At 68.2% G+C, this 14783-nt stretch carries 14 protein-coding genes; 4 read left to right on the top strand and 10 right to left on the bottom strand.

Annotation, left to right across the window (positions count from 1 at the left end; all coding sequences use genetic code 11):
• The first annotated feature begins 172 nt into the window (after positions 1 to 172).
• Both ABD768_RS13560 and ABD768_RS13555 read left to right on the top strand, forming a co-directional pair.
• Positions 173 to 1222 (top strand): MsnO8 family LLM class oxidoreductase, encoded by a 1050-nt coding sequence (locus tag ABD768_RS13560; RefSeq protein ID WP_344840683.1) that lies wholly within the window; start codon positions 173 to 175, stop codon positions 1220 to 1222.
• 47 nt (positions 1223 to 1269) lie between these two features.
• Positions 1270 to 2730, top strand: coding sequence for an NAD-dependent succinate-semialdehyde dehydrogenase (locus ABD768_RS13555; RefSeq protein WP_344840681.1), 1461 nt, complete (start codon positions 1270 to 1272; stop codon positions 2728 to 2730).
• On the opposite strand, the gene ABD768_RS13550 is transcribed toward ABD768_RS13555, so the two are convergent.
• Genes ABD768_RS13550 through ABD768_RS13530 form a run of 5 tightly spaced genes read right to left on the bottom strand, consistent with a single transcriptional unit; the run spans position 2731 to position 7334 of the window.
• Positions 2731 to 3957: a glutathionylspermidine synthase family protein gene (locus tag ABD768_RS13550; protein WP_343975203.1), complete on the bottom strand. Its 1227-nt coding sequence runs from the start codon at positions 3955 to 3957 to the stop codon at positions 2731 to 2733.
• The gene (locus ABD768_RS13545) at positions 3957 to 4397 is read right to left on the bottom strand and encodes a hypothetical protein (protein ID WP_343975207.1); all 441 of its coding nucleotides are present in this window, start codon (positions 4395 to 4397) and stop codon (positions 3957 to 3959) included. The genes ABD768_RS13550 and ABD768_RS13545 overlap by 1 nt, the downstream gene beginning before the upstream one ends.
• On the bottom strand, positions 4394 to 5749 hold the full coding sequence (locus ABD768_RS13540) for an APC family permease (protein WP_344840678.1): 1356 nt from the start codon (positions 5747 to 5749) through the stop codon (positions 4394 to 4396). The genes ABD768_RS13545 and ABD768_RS13540 overlap by 4 nt, the downstream gene beginning before the upstream one ends.
• Before the next feature lie 51 nt (positions 5750 to 5800).
• Entirely contained in the window at positions 5801 to 6745 is a 945-nt protein-coding gene (locus ABD768_RS13535; RefSeq protein ID WP_344840676.1) for a polysaccharide deacetylase family protein, read from the bottom strand.
• A gap of 31 nt (positions 6746 to 6776) precedes the next feature.
• On the bottom strand, positions 6777 to 7334 hold the full coding sequence (locus ABD768_RS13530; RefSeq protein WP_343975216.1) for a GNAT family N-acetyltransferase: 558 nt from the start codon (positions 7332 to 7334) through the stop codon (positions 6777 to 6779).
• A 49-nt stretch (positions 7335 to 7383) separates the two neighbouring features.
• Here ABD768_RS13530 and ABD768_RS13525 point away from each other — a divergent pair, with 49 nt between their 5' ends.
• Positions 7384 to 7977, top strand: coding sequence for a TetR/AcrR family transcriptional regulator (locus tag ABD768_RS13525; protein WP_344840675.1), 594 nt, complete (start codon positions 7384 to 7386; stop codon positions 7975 to 7977).
• Here ABD768_RS13525 and ABD768_RS13520 read toward each other — a convergent pair.
• Together ABD768_RS13520 and ABD768_RS13515 are read right to left on the bottom strand one after the other, a co-directional pair.
• Complete coding sequence (locus tag ABD768_RS13520; protein WP_344840674.1) at positions 7958 to 8713, bottom strand: 3D domain-containing protein; 756 nt, start codon at positions 8711 to 8713, stop codon at positions 7958 to 7960. The two genes, ABD768_RS13525 and ABD768_RS13520, sit on opposite strands and share 20 nt — an antisense overlap.
• Before the next feature lie 82 nt (positions 8714 to 8795).
• Positions 8796 to 11297 (bottom strand): glycoside hydrolase family 2 protein, encoded by a 2502-nt coding sequence (locus tag ABD768_RS13515; protein WP_486327389.1) that lies wholly within the window; start codon positions 11295 to 11297, stop codon positions 8796 to 8798.
• Between the two features lie 122 nt (positions 11298 to 11419).
• Here ABD768_RS13515 and ABD768_RS13510 point away from each other — a divergent pair, with 122 nt between their 5' ends.
• The gene (locus tag ABD768_RS13510) at positions 11420 to 12001 is read left to right on the top strand and encodes an adenylate kinase (protein ID WP_344840671.1); all 582 of its coding nucleotides are present in this window, start codon (positions 11420 to 11422) and stop codon (positions 11999 to 12001) included.
• Between the two features lie 97 nt (positions 12002 to 12098).
• On the opposite strand, the gene ABD768_RS13505 is transcribed toward ABD768_RS13510, so the two are convergent.
• The 3 genes from ABD768_RS13505 to ABD768_RS13495 are packed head-to-tail and all read right to left on the bottom strand — an operon-like array spanning position 12099 to position 14547.
• Positions 12099 to 12707 carry an SGNH/GDSL hydrolase family protein gene (locus ABD768_RS13505; RefSeq protein WP_344840669.1) on the bottom strand — a complete coding sequence of 203 codons (609 nt, stop codon included), beginning with the start codon at positions 12705 to 12707 and terminating at the stop codon, positions 12099 to 12101.
• Positions 12707 to 13804: a Gfo/Idh/MocA family protein gene (locus ABD768_RS13500; protein ID WP_344840667.1), complete on the bottom strand. Its 1098-nt coding sequence runs from the start codon at positions 13802 to 13804 to the stop codon at positions 12707 to 12709. Before ABD768_RS13500 ends, ABD768_RS13505 begins: the two co-directional genes overlap by 1 nt.
• Positions 13801 to 14547 (bottom strand): sugar phosphate isomerase/epimerase family protein, encoded by a 747-nt coding sequence (locus ABD768_RS13495; protein WP_344840666.1) that lies wholly within the window; start codon positions 14545 to 14547, stop codon positions 13801 to 13803. Before ABD768_RS13495 ends, ABD768_RS13500 begins: the two co-directional genes overlap by 4 nt.
• Positions 14548 to 14783: the final 236 nt, after the last annotated feature.

Below are 14783 nucleotides of genomic sequence, written 5' to 3'. Positions count from 1 at the left end.
CGGACGGCCGGCCGGGTCTGGAAGGGCTGCCGGTACCCAATTTCGCGGGCTTTCCGTTGGCCTCGACCGTGGGTGGGGGCCGTCGGAAACATGGGGGCTCAGCCCCCATGTGCAATATCTTCGGGGCTGCGACGGTGAGCGGGTGTACAGCCTCGCGTCGCCCGGACTTCCGGTGTCAGCCCACTCGGTGCTCGATGTGGTGCCGCAGTTGCCTGGGCAGTCTGCGGCGGCTGCGCTTCGGGAGACCGTGGAGGTGGCTCAGACCGCCGATGATCTTGGCTACCGGAGGTTCTGGGTTGCAGAGCAGCATGGCGTCCGAGGGGCCGGTGGCGCAAGCCCTGCCGTGTTGGCGGCTGTACTGGCGGCCAGGACGGACCGGATCCGGCTGGGGTCGGGGAGTGTGCTGCTGACGAATCACCGGCCGCTGGTGGTCGCGGAACAGTTCGCGGCGCTGGCTGCGGCGTACCCGAGCCGGATCGACCTGGGGGTGGGGAAAGCGCCGGCTGTGCCGCCTAGTACGGCCGCGGCGCTTGGGCTTAGCGAGAAGGGGTGGGACACGTTCCCCCAGAGGCTGGACGAGTTGTGCCGGTTCCTGAGGGATGGGTTGCCGGGACGTGCACCGGTTGGCGACGTGCGGCTGGCTTTGGCTGGGTTGCCGCCGCCTGTGTTCGTGATGACGGATAACCCGGCCAGCGCGCAGGTGGCCGCAGTACGGGGGTTGCCGTTGTTCTTGGGGCATCACACTGCGCCGGCAGGGACGCTGGCGTCGGCTGCGGCGTACAGGGACAGCTTCGAGCCGACAGGGCCGACGGGGAAGTCGTATGTCGGGGTGACCGTGGCAGTGGTTGCCGCTGACACCGATGAGGAGGCAGTCATCCGGTTGGGGGAGTACGTGCGGGTGAAGTCGCGTCTGAGGACTGCAGCCAACAGGGCGACGCCGGCGGAGCTCATGGAGTTGCTGGAGCCGCCGATCACCGGTCGCGAGCGGAGCAAGGCCGAGCGGCTGCTCGACGAGCCCGGGTACGTCGTGGGGACCCGCGCTGGTGTTGCAGCCGGTCTGGCATCGGTTGCGGCCAGTACGGGCGCCGACGAGCTCATGCTGGTCCCGCTGGCCTTCGACAGCCTCGTCCGGTCGGCCATCCTCCGTACCGTCGCCGCAGGCCTGACCCGGGCCATCCGCAGCGTCCCCCGGCACACCCCGCACTTCGTCGCGACTGCCTGAGCACACCGGCCTAAAGTGGGCGATGTCCACTAGCGAAAGGCGTGCCGATGTCGCGGGAGCAGGAAGTCGTCGAGGCTTGTCCGACCGAACTCTTCATCGCAGGCAAGTGGCGACCGGCCGAGGGCGGTAAGACCCTCGCCGTGGAAGACCCAGCCACCGGTACGACGCTGTGCCAGGTCTCAGACGCAAGCCCTGCCGACGGACTGGCCGCCCTGGACGCCGCCGTCACCGCGCAGGCCGAATGGGCGGCCACGGCCCCCAGGGAGCGCGGCGAGATCCTCCGCCGGACCTATGAGCTGATGACCGAGCGGGTCGACGAGCTGGCCCTGCTGATGACCCTCGAGATGGGCAAGCCGGTCGCGGAGTCGAAGGGCGAGATCGCCTACGCCGCCGAATTCTTCCGCTGGTTCGCCGAGGAGGCCGTCCGGATCGAGGGCGGCTACCAGGTCGCCCCGAACGGCAAGGGCCGGCTGCTGGTGATGCGCCAGCCGGTCGGGCCCTGCCTGCTGATCACCCCCTGGAACTTCCCGGCCGCGATGGGCGCCCGCAAGATCGGGCCGGCCGTCGCCGCCGGCTGCACGATGGTGATCAAGCCCGCCTCGCAGACACCCCTGTCGATGCTGAAGCTGGCCGAGTTGATGACCGAGGCGGGCCTGCCGCCCGGCGTACTGAACGTCGTCACCACCCACGACGCCGGTGGCGTGATGGAGCCGCTGATCCGCGACGGCCGCGCCCGCAAGCTGTCCTTCACCGGCTCGACCGGGATCGGCGTGAAGCTCATCGAGCAGGCGGCCGAGAAGGTGCTGAAGACCAGCATGGAGCTCGGCGGCAACGCGCCCTTCCTGGTCTTCGAGGACGCCGACCTGGACAAGGCGGTCGACGGCGCGATGCTGGCCAAGATGCGCAACGGCGGCGAGGCCTGCACGGCGGCCAACCGGATCTACGTGCACTCGTCGGTGCTCGACGAGTTCGCCACCAAGCTGACCGCGCGGATGGCCGGGCTGACGGTGGGGCGGGGGACCGAGGACGGGGTCGACCTCGGCCCGCTGATCGACGCCAGGCAACGCGACAAGGTGAAGGATCTGGTCGACGATGCCATCGAGCAGGGCGCCGAGGTGCTGACCGGGGGAACGGTTGCCGAGGGCAAGGGATATTTCTATCCGCCGACCGTGCTCACCGGCGTACCGAAGTCCGCCCGGCTGCAGAAGGAGGAGATCTTCGGCCCGGTCGCGCCGCTGACCGCGTTCGAGACCGAGGACGAGGCGGTCGCGATGGCCAACGACACCGACTTCGGGCTGGTCTCCTACCTGTTCACCAACGACATCGGCCGCGCGCTGCGGGTCAGCGAACGGCTCGAGACCGGCATGATCGGCCTCAACCAGGGCATCGTCTCCAACCCGGCGGCGCCCTTCGGCGGCGTCAAGCAGTCCGGCCTCGGCCGCGAGGGCGGCACGGTCGGCATCGACGAGTACCTGGAGATCAAGTACGTCGCGGTCGCGGTGGACTGACTACTCCGCGAGCCACTTCTGGATGGTCTCCTCGTCCGGGCGGGCCTCGGTGCCGATCGCGTGCGGGACGAACCGTGCGTAGTAGTCGGTGACGGGCCCGTCGGACTCGCGGACCATCATGCCTGCCGCGACGCCGTCGACGACCCAGCTGCCGATCACCGCCCGGTTGCCCTCGTACGACGGGAGCGGACTCCACTCCTGGTAGACCATCGTGTCGGTGTCGTACGGCCCGTCGTGCACATCGTCCTCGGTGGAGGTGATGGTGTGGATCCGGATGTTGCTGCCCTCCCGGCCGTGCAGCGGCTTGGCCACCCACTCGAGCAGGTCGCCTGGCGTACCGAAGTACGCGGGCAGCAGGTTCGGGTGGTCGGGGTAGAGCTCCCAGAGGACCGGGAGGATCGCCTTGGTGGACAGCATCGTCTTCCAGATCGGCTCGATCCAGCGCACCGGCTCACGCTCCAGCCCGGACAGGATGTACTTGCCGAACTCCTCGTCGAGCATGTCCTCCCACGGGTAGAGCTTGAACGCCGTCCGGATCTTCCGCGCGCCGTAGTCGACGAACGCGCGCTGCTCCGACTCCCAGCCGAGGTCCTCGATCTCATGCCCGTACGTCGCCAGGCCGGCCATCGCCGCGGTGTCGCGCATGTACGCGACCGTCATCGCCTCCTCGCCGGTCGTCTCGGCCGCCGAGTTGAAGAAGTGTGCCTCGTTGCCGGGGAACGTACCGGCCGCGCGCTGATCGCTCCACCACTTGACCAGCCGGTCGTGCACCGAGTTCCACTGGTCGGCGTCGGGGAAGACGTCCTCCAGCCAGTTCCACTGGATCACCGCCGACTCCACCAGCCCGGTCGGGGTGTCGCCGTTGATCTCCAGCATCTTCGGCTCGACCCCGTTCCAGACCAGGTCGAACCGGGCGTACACCGACGGGTCGTCGCGCTTCAGTGACTCGCGGACCATCGGCAGCGTGCCGGACGCCAGGCCGAGCTGGGCGTCGCTGAAGCGGTCACCCGACGCCATCACCGAGGCGGCGTGCTTGCACATCTCGTAGAGCTCCTCGGTGACCCGCTCGAGGTGCAGCACCTCGTCCATGGTCACCTCGTACCAGGCGCTCTCGTTCCAGTACGGCGTCTGGGTGCCGTCCGGCAGGTCCGTCATCGGGAAGACCAGCCCCTGCTCGACGACCTTGTCCTTCCAGCCCGGGCGGGGCTTGATCGAGTGCCGCCACATCAGCCGCCGTGACTCCCTTTGCTCGCCTTGCCGAAGCCGCCGCGGGCGATGGTGCCGATGTTGCCGCCCTTGGTGGACAGCCCGCCGCGCTGGATGGTCGCCGTACCACCGGAGGAGTTGCGCAGGTTGGAGCTGGTGTAGCTGCCGTCCCCGGCGTTGTAGCGGCCGCCGACCGGTGGCACCAGGAAGCCGCCCCGGGTGGCCATGTAGAACCAGAAGAAGCCGGCCCCGGAGCCGTGGTACTCGCGGTCGTCCTTGCACTTGTCGTCGTCGGTGCGCTGCTGGGTCTCCGGGTCGACGCAGATCGCGGCGTAGTCCGCCTTCTCGTCGTCCCCGCTGCTGCAGCCGGTCAGCGACGCGGCGACCAGGGCCGTCAGCCCGAGCGTTATGCCCGCGCTGCGCATCCTGCGCCGCGCCTTGTCTGCTGGTGGTTGCGTCATGCCCTGCCTTCCCCCTCGGCCGGCGGCTTCATCGAGAACATGATCAGCGCGCCGACCACCATCGTTACACCCACCACAACCAGGGGCCCGGTACCGACGTCAGAGACAGCCAGGACGAGTACTACGACGAACGACGCTGCCGCGAGTAGGGGGACGACTACCCGCTGCAGTACTCGGCCTTCGATCGCCCCGGTGAAGTACACCGGTACTGCGATGGCAGTGGCCAGGTAGTAGATCGACACGAGCACCGAGACGGCCCCGACGGCGTCAGCCAGTACTGCGTCCGAGGTGAGCACCAGCGTCACGTAGATGACCAGGCTGGCGACGGCGAAGACGAAGGTGGAGACGCTGGGGGTGTGGAAGCGAGTGGAGATCCGGGCGAACTGCCCCGGGAACGCGTCGCGCCTGGCCATCGACAGCATCGTCCGTGCGGTCGGCAGGATGGTCGTCTGGGTGGAGGCGAGCGCTGAGACGAGTACTGCGCCGATGAGGAGCTTGCCGCCCGCAGTACCGAGTAGGTCGTTGCTCAGCACGGAGAAGAAGTCGTCGTCGGCTATGTCGGCCAGCGGGCCCACCCCTGCGTAGGCGATGGCTGACCAGGCGACTACGACGTACAGGAGGACCAGGAAGCCGTTGGCGATGAGTGCTGCGATGGCAGGGGTACGCCGGGGGTCACGGGTCTCCTCATTGACGCTGAAGGACGAGTCCCAGCCCCAGTAGAGGAACACTGCGACCAGTACGCCGGTAGCCCACTTACCCTGGCCGGTGTCCGTGGGGAGGCTGAGGGTGCCGGCCTCGTAGAACGCGTTGATGGCGAACCAGAGCAGCGCGACGACCTCTACCGTCAGCAGGATCGCCTGGGTCCACGCTGCGATCTGGATACCGCGGTAGGCGAGCACTGCCATCACCACGATGAACACGGCGCCCAGACCGGCCTGTGCGCCACGGGAGCCAGCAGCGTCGTCCAGGCCGAGCAGTACGTAGGTGTAGATCGAGGCGACCTGGGCCAGGTTGCTCATGACCAGTACGCAGGCCATGACCGTGGTCCAGCCGACCATGCGGCCGACACCCAGCCCGAACGCCTTCTCGGTCCAGGGGAACGTCGTACCGCAGTCCGGCTCGGCCCTGTTCAGCTCGCGGAAGCAGAGCGTGACCAGGACGACCGGCACCGCCGCGAGTGCCAGGACCATGGGAGCCGCCGTACCGACATACGCCACCAGTAGTCCGACCGCCACGGCCAGCGAGTACGCCGGTGCGGAGGAGGAGATCCCGATCGCGGTGGACGTGCCCAACCCCAGCGCATCCCGTCGCAGGCTCCGCCCACGGGACCGCGAATCAGCTGTCGTCGTCATCGTCCCCCCAGAGTGCCACCCCAGTGGTCCGCTGTCCGTCAGGCGCTGTTGTCAGCCGTTCATCAGTTGGGTCACCGTGACGAACCGGAAGCCTTTGGCCCGCAGCCCGGCGATGATCGGGGTGATCGCTTCGTCGGTGTACGGCGCGTTGTCGCCGCCGTGCATGTGGAGGACGACGATCGAGCCGTTCTGGCAGTGGGTGAGCACCTGCTTGACGATCGGCTTCGGGGACCTGGCGAAACCGTCGGCGCCCGGTACGTCGAGGCCTACCGCCGTGACGCCGGCTGGGGCGAGCTCATGCAGGGCGGTGCCGTCGTAGCAGCCGCCGGGGAAGCGGAACCATCTGGTGGCGTGGCTGTCCAGCTGGTCGAGCATGGTGACCGCTTTGCGTACGTCGCTGAGCATGTCTTTGCGGGCGACGGTGCCGAGTGTGTAGCAGTGCTTGGTGAAGCCCTTGTGGTCGTAGGTGTGGGTGCCGAGCTCGAAGAGGGGGTCTGCGGCCAGTTCGCGGACACGGTCGGGGTACTGCTCCATCCACATGCCAGTGAGGAACAGCGTGGCCGGGACGTGCTCCTGGCGGAGCTTCGTGATCAGGGCTTCGTTGTAGTACGACTTCACCTTGCCGTGCTGTAGGCGCTCGCGCATGAGCGCGGTGAGGTCGGCGTCGAAGGTCAGGGCGACCCACTTCTTGTCGCGCGGCCCGTGCTGGATCACCGGCATCAGGTTGGTCTCGTGCGACTCACCAGGCCGTCCCGTCGCGCCGGGTGTGGTCGCCGGTCCGCTGGGCTGGGTCGGCTGGCTGGCTTTGGGCGGGGTGCTCGCGGCGGTGGTCGGCGTACTGGGTGGTGTGCTGCTCGGGGTCTGGTGGCTGGGGCCGCCCAGCGTCGGCGTACCGGCTGCTGTGCCCCGCGGTGCCGCGGTGCCGCCACAACCGGCCAGTACGACGGACGCGGCGGCGGCGAGCGCGGCGATCCTGATCCCCCAGTGAACAGTCACGATGCCCGAGTATGCCTCGCGCGCCGGGTCGTCACTTCCAGGGGCGGTGTTCCCAGTCGTCGCGGATCATCGCCCAGACCTGGCTGTCGTGGACCTCGCCGCGGTACGGGAAGTCCTGCCGCAGGGTCCCCTCGAGCGTCATCCCGAGCCGCTTGGCGACCGCCGCGCTGCGCTCGTTGGTGGTGAAACACCGCCACTCGATCCGGTTCATCCCGCGGACCTCGATCGCCCAGTCGATCAACTGCTGCACCGCCCGGGTGATCAGCCCTCGTCCCTCCGCCTCCGCGGACAACCAGGCGCCGATCTCACAACAGCCCGTCCGCACCTCGAAGGTCCGGAACAGCAACCCGCCGACCAGCTTCCCCTCCAGCCAGATCCCGTAGAGCCGCCCGCTGTCCGCGGCCTGCCGCTCCGCATACCGCTGCAGAAACTCCCGCGCCCCCTGCTCATCGACCACCACATCGACGAACGACACGTAAGGCTCGATATTCGCCCGCGCCTCATCGATATGCGCCAGAAACTCCGCCGCCTGCCACGGCTCGAGTCCCCGCAACTCGGCACCCTCGGCAAGCCTCGAACCGAACAACATGCTGCCTCCCCGGCGTACATATCAACTGTTATGTACCTACTATAGGACGATGCCGGCAAAGCTGGATCACGAGGCCCGACGACGAGACGTCTCCGCCGCCGTCTGGCGAGTCCTGGCCGCCGAAGGCTTCGGCGGCCTGACTCTCCGGGCCGTCGCCGCGGAGCTGAACGCGACCACAGGCCTGGTCACCCACTACTTCCCCTCCAAACAGGCCCTGATCGTCCACGCCCTGGAACTGGCCGAAGCCCGCACCCGGGCCCTGGTCCCCGCGACCGAAAACCCTCGCGGCCTGGAAGCCCTCAAACAAGCCTTGGCCGCGGTACTACCCCTGACCCCCGAAGCCACCGAACTAAACCGAGTCTGGGTCAGCTCCTGGGACGCCGCCCTGGCCGATCCCGAACTCCGCATCATGGAAATGTCCCGCTACACCCGCTGGCGAGCCCGCCTCAAACCCCTCGTACTCCAGGCCCAGCAAGACGGCGACCTACCACCAGGCAACCCCAACGATCTGGTGGCAGGCCTGGCCGCCTTCACCCACGGCCTCGTAGTACAAGCCCTCTTCGATCCCAGAGCGTTCCCGCACAAACGGCTACGGCAGTTGCTGGACGCGCATCTCGAGGCGCTTACTCCACGACGAGGTTGAGGCGTTGGATGCCCCAGTTGTCGGCGGCGGGGCCTGGGGGGAACCAGACGTCGACGATGTCGTCCTTGATCCAGCTGCCGATGTCGGCGGCGTAGCAGTGGCCGTAGCCGGGGACGTAGAGGCGGGTGCCCCAGGGGATGATGCGGGCGTCGACGGCGCAGATGCCGGTGCCGGCGTTGTAGCCGAGGGCGGTCTGGGCGACGTCGTTGTACGCCGAGACGCGGTAGTTGAACGTGGTGCCGACAGGGATCGTGTACGCCGCCAGCCGGTTGGCCGAGTTGAGCCGGAACGATGTGGTGATCTGGCCGATCGACGACGCCGCTGTGTCCTCCTGCGACATCGCGTAGACCTGGTAGTGCGCGCCGTTGCAGGGCGACGAGTCGGTGACCTGCAGCGTCGCCTGACCCCAGTCGCTGATCCACTGCAGCGCCTGACCGTTCTTGAACGCCCGGTACGCCTTGGCGCCCGTCACCCGGTTGAAGGTGAACGTCACCTTGCCGTCCGTGCCGAGTCCGCCGTTGATCCCGGTCGGCGCCGGCAACCGCCCGGCGAGGCTGTACGCCGGTGCCGTGGTCCCGTTGCCATGGCCACCCGACACGGGCCGGTCAGGGATCGTACCGGTGTAGAAGTGCTGACAGGCGGGAAGCGCGGCCGAGGCCGTCGCCGGGGCGGCCAGCAAGGCCGCGACACTGAGGAAGGCGACCGAAATCACCTTGAATACATGGGTTTTGGGCATGACGGACAGACCTCCAGTGGGGGCGGAAGCAGAGCTGTCAGCACCCAGTAGGAGGTCTGTCGATCACTTAGTCAAGATGTCGTCATAAAGCAATCAGGTCGTTGGCCGAGCGCAGTACCGGCTTGCCGATCGGCGTCACAGGAGCTGACGCGTTGGTGACGTGGAAGGTGTGCGACTCACCCGCGTTCAGCGTCACCAGGCAACTGTCGACCTTGGCATCCTTCTCCAGCCGGTCCGGGAACAGCGCGAGATCCTTCGCCAGCGCGGTCGCCGTCACGGTCACGTCATACCCATCAGCAGTCGCCGCCACCTCGGCCGTGTAGGCGTCGCCGACCACCTGCAGCTGCGTGTCCTCCACGAAGTACCAGTACGCCGTACCGCCACCAGCGGCCCGCACCTCCACATACTCGGCGGCCGCATCACCCGCCACCGCAACCGACTCGGGCAACGAATTCAGCACCCCGTCCCGCGCCCCGACCTCGAGGACGAAGGTCTCGCTGGCGAGCACCTCGCCACCCTTCGCCGTGCTGCGACGCCGGACTGTCACCTCGGTGCTCCACGCAACGTCCGTATCGTTGTGCGCGGCAACAACCAACCCGTCTTCCCGCGGCTGCACCGACAGCAGCCGATCGGAGTACACCCGCTTCAACGTGTGCCACAAGGGCTTCCGCACCCCATGGCCGTCAACGGCGGCCCATGAAACGACCGGCCAGTTGTCGTTGAGCTGCCAGACGATCGCGCCCGTGTTCAGCGGGAACAGGCTGCGGAAGTGCTCGACGCCATAGGCGATCGCCCGCGCCTGGTTGAGCTGCGTCGTCCAGTGCCAGTCATCCATCGTCTTCCATATCGGCAGATGATCGCCGAGCCCCTTCTCCAGCTTGAGGTTGCCCTCGAAAGCCTTCTGGTGCACGAGCATCTGCTCGCCGTACGGGTCGAGCGGCTCGTCGTGCACGACACTCGTCAGCGTCGACCAGGCCGGCGGTCCCTGGAACCCGAACTCGGACACGAAACGCGGCTTGTACTTGCGGTAGTAGGAGTAGTCGACCTGGTTCCACACATCCCAGATGTGCATCGTGCCGTTGCGCTCGTCGTTCGGATGGATGTAGCGGTCGTACGAGAACGGGCTGCCGGCCGAGTACGGCGTCCGCGGGTCGAGTTCGGCGACGATCCGGGGGAGGAGCTCCATGTAGTAGCCCTCGCCCCACGACCGACCGCCGAGCGGCTCGCGCCAGCCCCACTCGACGTACCCCCAGATGTTCTCGTTGTTGCCGTTCCAGAGCGCGAGGCTGGCGTGGCTGCTGAGCCGGGTGACAGCCTCGCGGGCCTCCGCCTCGACCTCGCTCCACAGGGGTTCCTCCTCGGAGTACGCCGCGCAGGCGAAGAGGAAGTCCTGCCAGACGAGCACGCCCAGCTCGTCGCAGAGGTCGTAGAAGTCTTCGCTCTCGTAGAGACCGCCACCCCAGACCCGGAGCAGGTTCATGTTGGCGTCGACGGCGTCCTGGATGCTGCGCGCGTAGGTCTCCCGGGTCTGCCGGGTGAACAGGGCGTCGTCGGGGATCCAGTTGGCGCCGTGGATGTAGATCGGCTTGCCGTTGACCGACAAGACGAACGGGCCGCCGTCCTTGTCCGGGGCGACGTCCATCGTGACGGTCCGGAAGCCGACGCGAGCTCGCCAAGCGTCGGCGTGGTTGCCTGCAGCAACCGAGATCGTCACGTCGTACAAGGGTTGCTCGCCGTGCCCACGCGGCCACCACCGGTCGACCGCGTCGATGGTCGACGTGACGCTGACCTCTTCGGTGCCCGCGGCAACGGTCATCTCGGTGGTGGTGCCACCGACCTCGACGGTGATCGTGGCGTCGCCCTCAGCGCCCGGAGACCAGGCGAGCGAAACCTTGCTGTCCAGGACGCCGCGGTCGCGATCGAGCCCGGCGAGCGGGCGGACCGCGTCGATCCGTACGCCCGTCCAGGACTCGATCCGCAGCGGCCGCCAGATGCCGGCCGTCGCGACGTCGATGCCCCAGTCCCAGCCGAAGTTGCTCGCCATCTTGCGAATCGCGTTGTAGGGATGAAGATTCGTGTGCGGCCACATCCCCGACTCTTCCCGCAGCCGGTTCGCCGTCGCCACCGGCGAGGCGAACTCGACGACCAGCTCGTTGTGCCCGGCAATCAGCAACCCGGTGACATCGAACCGGTACGACCGGTGCTGGTTGCAGGTCGACCCGATCTCGGTCCCGTTGAGCACCACCCGCGCCGCCGTGTCCAGCCCCTCGGCAACGATCTCCTGCACCGCATGCTCGTCCGGCTCCCAGTCGAAGTCCGTCCGATAGCTCCAGCTGGTCTTCCCGATCCAATGCAGCTTGCCCTCGTTGTCCCCGTCGAACGGATCGGGAATCACCCCGGCGGCCAGCAGATCGCTGTAGACCTCCCCGGGAACGGTCGCCGAGACCGGCGCGGCGAACAACGCGCTGTTCCCATCGGGCACCGGCCCCTCCACTGCCCGCACGGTCCATGCCACCCCGCCCGCGGTGGTCAGCAAAACAGTCCTGAGCGTCGATGTCACAGCCGGTTCTCTCTTTCGGGACATTCGGAACGATTACTTGACGGACTGAAGAAATCCTACGTGCACGGAACGGAGTGACCTACGCCGTACCGCAAAGGCCGAAGGTTCCCTAATCTGGAGGGCTTACCGATGGTTGGGAGACCGCCGTGACGACTGTCGTCCTGATGGGCCCGCCGGGAGCCGGCAAGGGAACGCACGCCGGCCACCTCGCCGAGAGGCTCGGTGTGCCCGTGGTCTCCACCGGCGACATCTTCCGCGCCCAGGTCGCCGCCGCGACCGAGCTCGGCCGGACCGCGAAACGCTTCCTCGATGCCGGTGAGTACGTCCCCGACGAGGTGACCAACGCGATGGTTCGCGAGCGGCTGGCTGCCGGCGACGCCCGCGGCGGCTTCCTCCTCGACGGCTACCCGCGGACGCTCGACCAGGCCGCAGTACTGGACGAGATCCTGGCCGCGCAGGGCCGATCGCTCGACGCGGCCGTCATCCTGCAGGTCGACCCCGAGGACCTGCTTCATCGTCTGCTCCGGCGGGCCGAGATCGAGCACCGCTCGGACGACACCGAGGAGGTCATCCGCCGCCGCTTCCAGGTGTACGAAGACCAGACTGCTCCGCTGCTCGCCCTGTACGCCGGCCGCGGCATCCGCCACGAGGTCGACGCGTCCGCGGAGATCGACACGGTCCGCGAACGCATCCGCCAGGTCGCTGACCTGCTCCGCCCAGCCGCCTGACGCCGCCCTGCCGCCTGACGCCGCCCAGCCGCCTGATGCTGTCCTGAGGCCTGACATCGTCCTGAGGCGTGGCCCTGCTTGCTGACGGCCGTGGCGGCTAGCGATCCCGGACCGTCCGATGCCAGAGCTCGGCCAGCAGCGCATGGCCGGCCGCGGTCGGATGCACTCCGTCGTCGGCCAGACTGGTTGCGCCGACGACCGCGGCCTGCCGGTTGAACTCCACGTCCGCAGGGACGAGAAGGGCGTCGTACTCCGTCGCGAGGCGGCGGACGACCTCGATCTTGGGGTCGAGGTCTTCGCGCCAGGCATGCTGTTCTTCCTTCACCGCCAGGAGAAACGGCTCGATCAGGACGAGTCGCGTGCTCCGGAGCGGCTCCAGCAGTTCGCGGTACGAGTGCTCGAACGACTCGGCCGACGTCGGGTCGTCCTCGTCGTACCGACGCCAGGTGTCGTTGATGCCGACCAGGATCGAGACGAGGTCCGGCTCGTACGCGAGGACGTCCGTCTGCCAGCGGGCGGCCAGATCGGCCGCCCGGTGACCGGAGATGCCGGCGTTGACGATCCGTGGGCGGTCCGGGCCCAACTCGTCGTACAGGTTCTTCACGTAGCCGTCGCCGAGGCCGGCCGGGTCGTCCCGGCGGCCGCAGTCGGTGACGGAGTCCCCGGCGAACACGATGGTCCGCCGGGGATCCAGGAGTGCTGTCATCAGATGGTCGAGGCCTGTACGTCCCAGTCGTCCGGCAGGACGGGCGGGACCTCGACGGTGCTGGTGACGTCGACGAAGGAGCCGGTGTCGATCGACTGCGTGATGGACGACATCACGTCGACGACGTGGAACGCGAGCGCTCCGGTGGCCCGGTGCGGGCGGTCCTCGCGGATCGCGCGCGCCATCTCCAGTACGCCGGTGCCGCGCTCGGCCGTCGCCTTGGTGGTCTCGAGGACCTCCCAGTCCTCGGCGCCCCGGCGACGGATCTTGATCTCACCGTCGAACTGGTTCGGATCCGGCAGCGCCAGCGTCGCGTCGGCGCCGGTGATCTCCACGAACCCGCCCCGCGGCAGCGGCGAGTCGAAGCTGAAGATGCTCTGCGACGACTGTCCCGACTCGAACCGCGCGATCGCGCTGACGTGGGTCGGCACGGTCACGTCGAACTGCTGACCCTCCAGCGGCCCGGACCCGATCGTGCGCTTGTCCCGCGACTTCGACCCGATCCCGGCGACCGCCGCGACCGGCCCGAAGAGCTGCACGAGCGTCGTGAGGTAGTACGGACCGATGTCCCACAGCGGCCCCGCGCCTTCCTGGAAAAGGAAAGCCGGGTTCGGGTGCCAGGACTCCGGACCGGGGGACTGCATCAGGGTCAGCGCGGTGAGCGGCTGACCGATGTCGCCGCGCTCGATGATCCGGCGCGACTGCTGCAGCCCCGGCCCGAGGATCGTGTCGGGCGCACAGCCCAGCCGAAGGCCCGCGTCGGACGCGCTCGCGAGCAGCTTGAGGCCGCTCTCCTGGTCGAGCGAGAACGGCTTCTCACTCCACACGTGCTTGCCTGCGGCAATGGCTGCCAGGGCGACCTCGACGTGCGCGATCGGGATGGTCAGGTTGACCACGATCTCCACGTCCGGGTGGCCGAGCACGGCCTCGGGGCCGCCGTGCGCCTCGATCCCGTACTCCGCTGCCTTCGCCGCCGCGGCCTCCGGGCGCAGGTCGCCGATCGCGACCACCTTGAGGTCGGGGAAGCTCTGCATGCTCTTGATGTAGGCGTCGGAGATCACTCCGGCGCCGATCACGCCTACGCCGACAGCGCTCATTCGACGTCCTCTCCGGTGAGGTAGGCGAAGCTGCCCTCGACCGCGTCGAAGATGTCGCCCTCGAAGTCGTCGAGCTCGACGACGCGCAGCGTGCCCGGCGACGCCTTCAGGATGTCGTTGACCGCGATGGAGCCGGCGCCGACCGCGACCTGCGCCTTGTTGTTCAGGGTGCCGTCGCCGTCCTTGACGTGCAGCGCCTTCACCCGGTCGCCGAGCCGGCCGAGCAGCGCCGGTACGTCGGCGCCGCCGACCGCGGCCCAGTAGGTGTCGAGCTCGAGGACGACGTCGTCGGACAGGTTGTCGGCCAGGATCTCCAGGCCGTGCACCCCGTCGATCACCGACTCCAGCTCGAAGTGGTGGTTGTGGTACCCGACCGTGATGCCGTGGTCGGCCGCGACCTTGGCGGCCTCGTTCAGCGCCGCGGCCGTCGCCAGGATGTCGTCCGCGGACTGCCACCGGGCGGGATCGACGTACGGGTCGATGACGGTGCCGATGCCGAGCTTCTTGGCCACCTCGAAGATCGGGCCGCTCTCGTCGCGGAGCAGGCCGGCGTGCGTGGTGGGGGCCGACAGACCGTACTTGGGCAGCGCCTCGGCCAGCTGGTCGGCCAGGCCGACGACACCGAAGGGCTCGACCTTGCGATACCCGATCTCAGCGATCCGGGCGAGCGTGGCGTCGAAGTCCTCCTCCAGCTTGAATCGGACCGTGTAGAGCTGTAGGGACAGATTGTCCACTGCGACCATGTTTTTCTCTCCTCGTCTTCGGGGTCTCCCGCTGCCCATGAGAGCCCCCGGACTGGACTAGCCGAACCGGTTAAGTAACTCGCCGCAGCCTATCCCAGCCAGCCACCCCCGGACCACCCCATAACCACCAGTCGAGCCGCCTTCACCCGCTGAAGGCAAGCGTTTGCCGAATGGCGTCGCCGAGCGGGTCCGCAGGCCCGGTAGCCGGTTGACTACGTTTCGTGTCCAGACCTCGG

Source organism: Kribbella ginsengisoli (assembly GCF_039537185.1).
GTDB classification, from domain to species: Bacteria; Actinomycetota; Actinomycetes; order Propionibacteriales; family Kribbellaceae; genus Kribbella; species Kribbella koreensis.
Note: the sequence above shows the minus strand (reverse complement) of the source record. Positions and strands in the feature narration are given on the sequence as shown.

Coding starts and splice junctions, on each gene's coding strand:
- ABD768_RS13545 (WP_343975207.1), bottom strand. CDS start 4,397: ATGACGCAACCACCAGCAGACAAGGCGCGGCGCAGGATGCGCAGCGCG.
- ABD768_RS13550 (WP_343975203.1), bottom strand. CDS start 3,957: ATGTGGCGGCACTCGATCAAGCCCCGCCCGGGCTGGAAGGACAAGGTC.
- ABD768_RS13500 (WP_344840667.1), bottom strand. CDS start 13,804: ATGAGCGCTGTCGGCGTAGGCGTGATCGGCGCCGGAGTGATCTCCGAC.
- ABD768_RS13540 (WP_344840678.1), bottom strand. CDS start 5,749: ATGACGACGACAGCTGATTCGCGGTCCCGTGGGCGGAGCCTGCGACGG.
- ABD768_RS13555 (WP_344840681.1), top strand. CDS start 1,270: ATGTCGCGGGAGCAGGAAGTCGTCGAGGCTTGTCCGACCGAACTCTTC.
- ABD768_RS13495 (WP_344840666.1), bottom strand. CDS start 14,547: ATGGTCGCAGTGGACAATCTGTCCCTACAGCTCTACACGGTCCGATTC.
- ABD768_RS13520 (WP_344840674.1), bottom strand. CDS start 8,713: ATGCCCAAAACCCATGTATTCAAGGTGATTTCGGTCGCCTTCCTCAGT.
- ABD768_RS13530 (WP_343975216.1), bottom strand. CDS start 7,334: ATGTTGTTCGGTTCGAGGCTTGCCGAGGGTGCCGAGTTGCGGGGACTC.
- ABD768_RS13505 (WP_344840669.1), bottom strand. CDS start 12,707: ATGACAGCACTCCTGGATCCCCGGCGGACCATCGTGTTCGCCGGGGAC.
- ABD768_RS13515 (WP_486327389.1), bottom strand. CDS start 11,297: ATGTCCCGAAAGAGAGAACCGGCTGTGACATCGACGCTCAGGACTGTT.
- ABD768_RS13525 (WP_344840675.1), top strand. CDS start 7,384: ATGCCGGCAAAGCTGGATCACGAGGCCCGACGACGAGACGTCTCCGCC.